Annotated in this window: 8 protein-coding genes; 4 read left to right on the forward strand and 4 right to left on the reverse strand. The window is 51.7% G+C overall.

All coding sequences use genetic code 11. The annotated features are described in order from the left end of the window. The first annotated feature begins 145 nt into the window (after window positions 1-145). Together fklB and cycA are read left to right on the forward strand one after the other, a co-directional pair. Complete coding sequence (gene fklB / locus ACUU1I_RS17945; RefSeq protein ID WP_000211219.1) at window positions 146-766, forward strand: FKBP-type peptidyl-prolyl cis-trans isomerase; 621 nt, start codon at window positions 146-148, stop codon at window positions 764-766. 307 nt (window positions 767-1073) lie between these two features. After that, window positions 1074-2486: a D-serine/D-alanine/glycine transporter gene (gene cycA, locus ACUU1I_RS17950; protein WP_000228332.1), complete on the forward strand. Its 1413-nt coding sequence runs from the start codon at window positions 1074-1076 to the stop codon at window positions 2484-2486. 44 nt (window positions 2487-2530) lie between these two features. On the opposite strand, the gene ytfE is transcribed toward cycA, so the two are convergent. From ytfE to qorB, 3 genes are all read right to left on the reverse strand, one after another. After that, window positions 2531-3193: an iron-sulfur cluster repair protein YtfE gene (gene ytfE / locus ACUU1I_RS17955; protein ID WP_000331456.1), complete on the reverse strand. Its 663-nt coding sequence runs from the start codon at window positions 3191-3193 to the stop codon at window positions 2531-2533. Window positions 3194-3300: 107 nt separating this feature from the next. Then, window positions 3301-4266: a DMT family transporter gene (locus ACUU1I_RS17960; protein WP_001296686.1), complete on the reverse strand. Its 966-nt coding sequence runs from the start codon at window positions 4264-4266 to the stop codon at window positions 3301-3303. Window positions 4267-4374: 108 nt separating this feature from the next. After that, window positions 4375-5235, reverse strand: coding sequence for an NAD(P)H:quinone oxidoreductase (gene qorB / locus ACUU1I_RS17965; protein ID WP_000560547.1), 861 nt, complete (start codon window positions 5233-5235; stop codon window positions 4375-4377). Between the two features lie 88 nt (window positions 5236-5323). Between qorB and ACUU1I_RS17970 the strand changes: the two genes are divergently transcribed. Next, complete coding sequence (locus ACUU1I_RS17970; protein WP_000084622.1) at window positions 5324-5704, forward strand: winged helix-turn-helix transcriptional regulator; 381 nt, start codon at window positions 5324-5326, stop codon at window positions 5702-5704. 125 nt (window positions 5705-5829) lie between these two features. On the opposite strand, the gene cpdB is transcribed toward ACUU1I_RS17970, so the two are convergent. After that, window positions 5830-7773 carry a 2',3'-cyclic-nucleotide 2'-phosphodiesterase gene (gene cpdB, locus ACUU1I_RS17975; protein WP_000589451.1) on the reverse strand — a complete coding sequence of 648 codons (1944 nt, stop codon included), beginning with the start codon at window positions 7771-7773 and terminating at the stop codon, window positions 5830-5832. A 189-nt stretch (window positions 7774-7962) separates the two neighbouring features. Between cpdB and cysQ the strand changes: the two genes are divergently transcribed. After that, on the forward strand, window positions 7963-8703 hold the full coding sequence (cysQ, locus tag ACUU1I_RS17980; RefSeq protein ID WP_152030614.1) for a 3'(2'),5'-bisphosphate nucleotidase CysQ: 741 nt from the start codon (window positions 7963-7965) through the stop codon (window positions 8701-8703). Window positions 8704-8720: the final 17 nt, after the last annotated feature.

Here is an 8720-nt window from a genome sequence, read left to right on the forward strand (position 1 = left end):
AACCCGCCTTTATTATATTCATACGGGATATTGCTATTGTTTCTTTTTCCCCGGGATTTGTCATCATTCCTGCGACAAAGTTTTACCCAAAGAAGTGTGGCTGATATGCTGCCCGCTACTTTTATACCCTAAGAAAGGAAATACGATGACCACCCCAACTTTTGACACCATCGAAGCGCAAGCAAGCTACGGCATTGGTTTGCAGGTAGGGCAACAACTGAGTGAATCTGGCCTGGAAGGGCTGCTGCCAGAAGCACTGATTGCAGGTATTGCCGATGCGCTGGAAGGCAAACATCCGGCTGTGCCGGTTGATGTGGTGCATCGCGCGCTGCGTGAAATCCACGAACGCGCCGATGCCGTTCGTCGTCAGCGTTTCCAGGCGATGGCTGCTGAAGGTGTGAAATACCTGGAAGAAAACGCCAAAAAAGAAGGTGTGAATAGCACCGAATCTGGCCTGCAATTCCGCGTGATCAACCAAGGTGAAGGCGCAATTCCGGCACGTACCGACCGCGTTCGTGTTCATTACACCGGTAAACTGATCGACGGCACCGTGTTTGACAGCTCCGTTGCTCGTGGTGAACCCGCTGAATTCCCGGTTAATGGCGTGATCCCTGGCTGGATTGAAGCACTGACTCTGATGCCGGTAGGTTCTAAATGGGAACTGACTATCCCGCAGGAACTGGCATATGGCGAGCGCGGCGCAGGTGCATCCATCCCTCCGTTCAGCACCCTGGTGTTTGAAGTCGAACTGCTGGAAATCCTCTAAGCAGCGCATTCTGTTCCCCTCGAACCAGAGGGGAGCAGGCATTCAGCAATAAACCCTTCAGTTTGCCAAACGGCGCTATTTTGTGTTGCAAAGACCCCGTAAGCGTGTATTTTTGTGAGCTGTTTCGCGTTATCACCGTGATATGACACTCACTTTAAACATAAAATTAACATTAGATCTAAATCTTAGTATTCATCCCGCGTATTGTTACCTAATATCGATGAGTCCCGATACAGATTCGTCGTATCATAGACTGACTAAAGGCCGTAGAGCCTGAACAACACAGACAGGTACAGGAAGAAAAAACATGGTAGATCAGGTAAAAGTCGTTGCCGATGATCAGGCTCCGGCTGAACAGTCGCTACGGCGCAATCTCACAAACCGACATATTCAGCTTATTGCCATTGGCGGTGCCATTGGTACTGGGTTGTTTATGGGGTCCGGCAAAACGATTAGCCTTGCCGGGCCGTCGATCATTTTCGTTTATATGATCATTGGTTTTATGCTCTTTTTCGTGATGCGGGCAATGGGGGAATTGCTGCTTTCGAATCTGGAATACAAATCTTTTAGTGACTTCGCTTCCGATTTACTGGGGCCGTGGGCGGGATATTTCACCGGCTGGACTTACTGGTTCTGCTGGGTTGTAACCGGTATGGCAGACGTGGTGGCGATCACGGCTTATGCTCAGTTCTGGTTCCCCGATTTCTCCGACTGGGTCGCCTCGCTGGCGGTGATAGTGCTGCTGCTGACGCTCAACCTTGCCACCGTGAAAATGTTCGGTGAGATGGAGTTCTGGTTTGCGATGATCAAAATCGTCGCCATCGTGTCGCTGATTGTCGTCGGCCTGGTCATGGTGGCGATGCACTTTCAGTCACCGACCGGTGTGGAAGCGTCATTCGCGCATTTGTGGAATGACGGCGGCTGGTTCCCGAAAGGTTTAAGTGGCTTCTTTGCCGGATTCCAGATAGCGGTTTTCGCTTTCGTGGGGATTGAGCTGGTAGGTACAACAGCTGCGGAAACCAAAGATCCGGAGAAATCACTGCCACGCGCGATTAACTCCATTCCGATCCGTATCATTATGTTCTACGTCTTCGCGCTGATTGTGATTATGTCCGTGACACCGTGGAGTTCGGTAGTCCCGGAGAAAAGCCCGTTCGTTGAGCTGTTTGTGTTGGTAGGTTTGCCTGCGGCTGCCAGCGTGATCAACTTTGTGGTGCTGACCTCTGCGGCGTCTTCCGCTAACAGCGGTGTCTTCTCTACCAGCCGTATGCTGTTTGGTCTGGCGCAGGAAGGTGTTGCGCCGAAAGCGTTCGCTAAACTTTCTAAGCGCGCAGTACCCGCGAAAGGGTTGACCTTCTCGTGTATCTGTCTGCTCGGCGGCGTGGTGATGTTGTATGTGAATCCTAGCGTGATTGGCGCGTTCACGATGATTACAACCGTTTCCGCGATTCTGTTTATGTTCGTCTGGACGATTATCCTTTGCTCGTACCTGGTGTACCGCAAACAGCGTCCTCATCTGCATGAAAAGTCGATCTACAAGATGCCGCTCGGCAAGCTGATGTGCTGGGTATGTATGGCGTTCTTTGTGTTCGTGGTCGTGTTGCTGACACTGGAAGATGACACTCGCCAGGCGCTGCTGGTTACCCCGCTGTGGTTTATCGCGCTGGGGTTGGGCTGGCTGTTTATTGGTAAGAAGCGGGCTGCTGAACTGCGGAAATAACCGCATTATCATGCTGGATGGCGCAATGCCATCCAGCTTTTAGATCACTCACCCGCTAGGGCGCGTGGGAACAGTACATTGTTTTCCAGACTGATGTGATCCATCAGGTCATCAATCAGTTCATTAATGCCGTTATACATCGCTTTCCAGGTGGTGCAGGCTTCTGGCGGCGGTGTGACGTTATTGGTAGTGTGTTTGATCACTTCTAGCAGTTCGCCCGCTTCATCGTGCTCGCTTTCCATTACGCTGATTGGCCCCATTGCCTGGCTGCCCATGCCTTGTTTGATCATCGGGAAGAGGATCTGCTCTTCTTTCATCATGTGGCTGGAAAGCTCTTCATGCAGCATGGTCAGGTATTTTGTCAGCCCTTTTGGCACGCTCGGTTTGTCGGCGTGAACGCGCTCGACTTTAGTCGCTTGCAGGATCAGCTCCGGCAGCTGCTCGCGGTGACGATCGTGGTAGCGCACGATGATATGGTCAATGATTTCTGCCAGCGGGGCGCTACGCCAGTCTTTCTCAATCGGTTGTTCAGCAAGCTTTGCCAGTTCAGCTTCAATGACCTCAACATCCAGTTCTTTACGTGCCGCCGCGCGCGCCAGCGTCTGCTTACCGCCACAGCAGTAATCCATATCATATTTACGAAACAGAGCCGAAGCGCGAGGGATAGAGAGCGCCAGTTCACCTAAAGGTTGGTCGCGATAAGCCATAGCTGATACCTCATTCTTAATAAGATAAGATGTATTTTAAATACACCTTTAAGGCAAAAGCTATAACCCTTACGTAGCAGAGGCTTATTTAACTCACTGCCAGCATGTCAACTTTCTGAGACAGATTCAGTTAAAGGTTTTTCTGGTTTTGCTCTGACCGCGATGACCACGCCAATCACTAACAGCGCGATACCGCTCAGCGTCATTAGCGGCGGCATTTGCTGGCGGAGTAAAAAGGTGTACAGCAAACCTGCCAGCGTTTCGAAAACAATCAGCGGCCCGAGAATCACTGTCGGTAATCGCTGGCTGGCGACGTTCCAGCAGAGTGCGCCAACCCATGAGCAAAGCACGGCTATCGCAACCATCAGACTAATAAACACCAGCGGACGGGGGCCAAAAGGTAAGGAGAAGTCCGGCGTTTGTATATTCAGCCAGTAACAGGCGACGAGATAGCCGATGAGAGAAACCGGCAGCGTGACCAGCGCCTGCGCCGTCGCCCACATCATCGGATGTTTGTCGGGATTTTCCCGCAGCCAGCGGGCGTTGCGCAGGGCATACCATGCCCAGCAGACCACGGAAACTAACGCTAGCACGATGCCAGAGGTATAACGTGCCCAGTCAAAATCGGGGAGTCCGTGGTTTAACTCAGCAATATTCACACTCGCCAGGCCGATGCCAATACAAATCAGTGCCGGGGCGAGTTTTCCCCACGCGAGTTTGCCGTCGCGCTGGCTATAAAGCAGATTGGCAAAGACAGGAATCACCACCGGCAGGGTGCCGATAATCATCGTGGAAACAGGCGCGCCAGTACGTTGAATGGCACTGGCAAGGCAGAAGTAATAAATGAGGTTGCCCATCATAGTGAGCATCAAGGCGGTAAGCCAGTCCCGACGCGCCAACTGACGCAGACGCACGCGTCCCAGCCAGGCAATGGGTAGCGCAATTAACCCTAACGCCAGATAACGCCCCATCGACTGTAACATCGCCGGGTATTCCGGCACGATCAACGGCCCGACAAAAATAAGCCCCCACATCAACCCTGCTAACAGGGCGTACAGCACGCCGCTAATCATTACTGGCATCCATTGGTCTGTCAGAAGAAACGTTCAGGAAGCAGACATGATTGCTCCCGGCATCCCGTCATTATCAGAGAGGATGCGGGAGGATGCCACTTTAATTAACTAGTTATTAACATTAAAAAGATGGCTTACGCTTTCGGCTAACGTTGTCGTTGGGCGGCCAATCAATTTGCTAAGCGTTTTGCTGTTATCAAACAGACCACCTTTCGATGCGCCAACGTCAGAATCCGCCAGCATATCCGCCAGTCCGTCGGGCAGTCCGACGCTTTTCAGTGCCGCGGCGAAATCGGCTTCGCTCAGATTTTGATAGGTAACCTGTTTGCCGCTCTGTTTGGTCAGCTCTGCCGCTAACTGTGTCAACGTCCAGGCACTATCGCCCGCCAGTTCGTAAACCTTGCCTTCGTGACCGGCTTCGCTAATCACGAGTGCCGCAGCTGTCGCATAATCTGCCCGCGTTGCTGAGGCGATTTTGCCATCGCCCGCCGCACCGATAAATACGCCGTGTTCCAGTGCTGCCGGGGCGCTGGCGAGGTAGTTTTCGCTGTACCAGCCGTTGCGCAGCAGGGTGTAAACGATGCCAGAATCAGCCAGCATTTTCTCCGTCTCGATGTGCTCATCGGCGAGGCCGAGCGGGGAGGTATCTGCATGTAGCAGGCTGGTATAAGCGATAAATTTCACGCCAGCCGCCTTTGCGGCATTAATAACATTACGATGCTGCGGGGCACGTTGACCCACTTCGCTGGAAGAGATCAGCAGTAGTTTTTCCACTCCCTGAAGTGCAGATGTCAGTGCGGCTTCATCGCTGTAGTCAGCCTGACGCACGGTAATGCCTTGTGCTGCCAGGGCCTGGGCTTTTGCCGGATTACGAACGATAGCCACTATTTGGCTGGCAGGAACCGTTTTCATCAAGGATTCAATAATATAGTGACCAAGTTGGCCAGTGGCACCAGTAATAGCGATCATGGGAAGTCTCCATCGTTTTGTCTTGTGTTTAAATACGCTAACACCTAAACTTACTTTTAGTAAGTACGTGCAAAAAGGTAAGTATGAAATGAGTCAGGTTAGCCTGTCACAACAACTGAAAGAGGGTAATCTCTTTGCGGAACAGTGCCCGTCGCGCGAGGTGTTGAAACACGTCACCAGCCGTTGGGGGGTGTTGATTCTGGTGGCGCTACGCGAAGGTACTCATCGCTTTAGCGACCTGCGGCGCAAAATCGGTGGGGTGAGTGAAAAGATGCTTGCGCAGTCGTTACAGGCGTTAGAACAGGATGGTTTTCTTAACCGTATCGCGTATCCGGTGGTGCCGCCGCATGTGGAATATAGCCTCACGCCGCTGGGCGAGCAGGTGAGCGAAAAGGTTGCTGCACTGGCGGACTGGATTGAGTTGAATTTGCCCGAGGTGTTGGCGGTGCGGGATGAACGTGCGGCATAACTGCCGGATGCGCTGCGCTTATCCGGTCTACGGTTCATGGCTTGTAGGGTGGATAAGATACGGCAGCATCGCATCCGCCAATAAATGCCGGATGCGGTTGATTTATAGGCCGAAAAAGAAGTGTTTTACTTACTCAAATCCACCTGATAAATCGCAAACCCGATATCATCGGTCGCGACTTTATTCATCGGATACTGCCCTTTCTCTTTAATAAACGCTGCGGCTTTATCTGACGGGGAAGTTTCGAAACGGATATCCAGTTTCTTATCGGCAGCTATCGGTGCTAAACGCCAGTTGTTATCTGCCGCCGGATGAATTTCCCCCGCACGTTTCGACTCATCAGCAATCCACGCTGCCAGCACCGAGCGGTTCTCATCCGGTGAAGCAAAAGCGATATGGCTGTCGCCCGTACCGGCAAATTTGCCGCCGTAAGCGCGATAGTTATTGGTGGCAACCAGGAACATAGCGTTCGGATCAATCGGTTTGCCATTAAAGGTCAGGTTCTTAATCCGCTCTGCATTGGCATTAATCATCTGGCACTCGCCGTCATAGCGGGCGGGTTGGGTAACATCAATCTGATAATTCACACCATCAATAACATCAAAGTTATAAGTGCGGAAACCATCCCAGTTGATGAGTGACTGTGGTTTCGTGCTGTTAGGAGCAATCTGGTTAAACTGTCCGGCGGAGCACTCCAGCCACTCTTTCACCTCTTTACCGCTGGCTTTCACTACAATCAGCGTATTGGGGTAGAGATAAAGATCGGCGGCATTACGGAAGGTCAACTGGCCTTTTTCCACCTCCACATAGCTTGCCGGGTCATTTTTGCGACCACCAACTTTAAACGGTGCGGCAGCTGAAAGCACCGGCAGTTTTGCCAGATCCGGATCGCCCTGAATGTAATGTTCGACATACGCTTTTTGCGCGTTGTTCACGACTTGCACGGTCGGATCGTCCTGCACCAGCGCCAGATAGCTATACATATTGTCGGCAGATTTACCGATTGGCTTGCTGACGAACTGGCGTGTGGCATCGTGATCGGCTTTGAGTGTTTCTACCAGCTTGCTGTCTTCCGCCGCGAGGGATTTTTTATTGGCGATGTCGTAAATCGGCCGTGCTTCCGCTTTCGCCTGCGTCACCTGCCATTTACCGCTGTCATTACTGAGTTGTAAGTCGACCACCCCAAGATGATCGCCCCACATGCCCGGCATTACCGCCGGAACACCATTCAGCGTGCCTTTGGTGATATCAGCCCCTTCGATATCAGCAAAATCTTTACCCGGGAAAACGGCGTGAGCATGGCCAAACATAATGGCGTTAACGCCCGGAATTTCACTGAGGTAATAAACTGAGTTTTCCGCCATTACTTTATACGGATCGGCAGACAGCCCGGAATGCGCCAGAACGACAATGACATCGGCACCTTTCTCGCGCATTTCAGGCACGTATTTGCGCACGGTTTCGGTAATATCATTCACCGTCACTTTTCCGGATAAATTAGCTTTATCCCAGCCCATGATTTGCGGCGGCACGACGCCAATATAGCCAATCTTCAGCGTCTGTTTTTTTCCGTCTTTATCGACCACTTCGGTATCTTTAATTAAATACGGTGTAAACATTGGCTGTTTGGTTCTGGCGTCAATGACGTTGGCATTTACATAAGGGAATTTCGCTCCCGCCAGCGCATTTTTCAGGTAATCCAGACCGTAGTTAAATTCATGATTGCCGAGTGTACCGACCGTATAATCCAGCGTATTCAGCGCCTTATAAACCGGATGAACATCACCTGCTTTTAATCCTTTCGCCGACATGTAATCGGCCAGCGGACTCCCCTGAATCAAATCGCCGTTATCGACCAGTACGCTGTTTTTCACTTCATTGCGGGCATCGTTAATCAGGCTTGCCGTACGTACCAGTCCGAATTTTTCCGTGGCGGTGTCTTTGTAATAATCGAAATCCATCATGTTGCTATGCAGATCAGTGGTTTCCATGATACGCAGATCGACCGTCGCTGCATTCACACTGGCGGCAATCAGCGTGGCCAGGAGCGTTGCGCTAAACTTAATCATCAGGGACATCCTTTTATCATCGGGAATACGAAAGAAAAGGGAGAATAAACGCCTTACTTATAGAACAGTGAAGAATGCCACAATTTTACGCTTTGAAAATGATGACACTATCACAGTTGGCGCATTCATTAACGATAGGGTATAAGTAAAACAATAAGTTAACACCGCTCACAGAGACGAGGTGGAGAAATGTTAGATCAAGTATGCCAGCTTGCACGGAATGCAGGCGATGCCATTATGCAGGTCTACGACGGGACGAAACCGATGGACGTCGTCAGCAAAGCGGACAATTCTCCGGTAACGGCAGCGGATATTGCCGCTCACACCGTTATCATGGACGGTTTACGTACGCTGGCACCGGATATTCCGGTCCTTTCTGAAGAAGATCCTCCCGGTTGGGAAGTCCGTCAGCACTGGCAGCGTTACTGGCTGGTAGACCCGCTGGATGGTACTAAAGAGTTTATTAAACGTAATGGCGAATTCACCGTTAACATTGCGCTCATTGACCATGGCAAACCGATTTTAGGTGTGGTGTATGCGCCGGTAATGAACGTAATGTACAGCGCGGCAGAAGGCAATGCCTGGAAAGAAGAGTGCGGTGTGCGCAAGCTGATTCAGGTCCGCGATGCGCGCCCGCCGCTGGTGGTTATCAGCCGTTCCCATGCAGATGCGGAGCTGAAAGAGTATCTGCAACAGCTTGGCGAACATCAGACCACGTCCATCGGCTCTTCGCTGAAATTCTGCCTGGTGGCGGAAGGACAGGCGCAGCTGTACCCGCGCTTCGGACCAACGAATATTTGGGACACCGCCGCTGGACATGCTGTGGCTGCAGCTGCCGGAGCGCACGTTCACGACTGGCAGGGTAAACCGCTGGATTACACTCCGCGCGAGTCGTTCCTGAATCCGGGGTTCAGAGTGTCCATTTACTAAATTCAGATGGCAGAAAC

It is taken from the genome of Shigella sp. SIG3 (assembly GCF_053555855.1).

Excerpts from the sequence above, each read along its gene's own strand:
- fklB (WP_000211219.1), top strand. The coding sequence starts at position 146 with ATGACCACCCCAACTTTTGACACCATCGAAGCGCAAGCAAGCTACGGC.
- cycA (WP_000228332.1), top strand. The coding sequence starts at position 1,074 with ATGGTAGATCAGGTAAAAGTCGTTGCCGATGATCAGGCTCCGGCTGAA.
- cpdB (WP_000589451.1), bottom strand. The coding sequence starts at position 7,773 with ATGATTAAGTTTAGCGCAACGCTCCTGGCCACGCTGATTGCCGCCAGT.
- cysQ (WP_152030614.1), top strand. The coding sequence starts at position 7,963 with ATGTTAGATCAAGTATGCCAGCTTGCACGGAATGCAGGCGATGCCATT.
- ytfE (WP_000331456.1), bottom strand. The coding sequence starts at position 3,193 with ATGGCTTATCGCGACCAACCTTTAGGTGAACTGGCGCTCTCTATCCCT.
- ACUU1I_RS17970 (WP_000084622.1), top strand. The coding sequence starts at position 5,324 with ATGAGTCAGGTTAGCCTGTCACAACAACTGAAAGAGGGTAATCTCTTT.
- qorB (WP_000560547.1), bottom strand. The coding sequence starts at position 5,235 with ATGATCGCTATTACTGGTGCCACTGGCCAACTTGGTCACTATATTATT.
- ACUU1I_RS17960 (WP_001296686.1), bottom strand. The coding sequence starts at position 4,266 with ATGATTAGCGGCGTGCTGTACGCCCTGTTAGCAGGGTTGATGTGGGGG.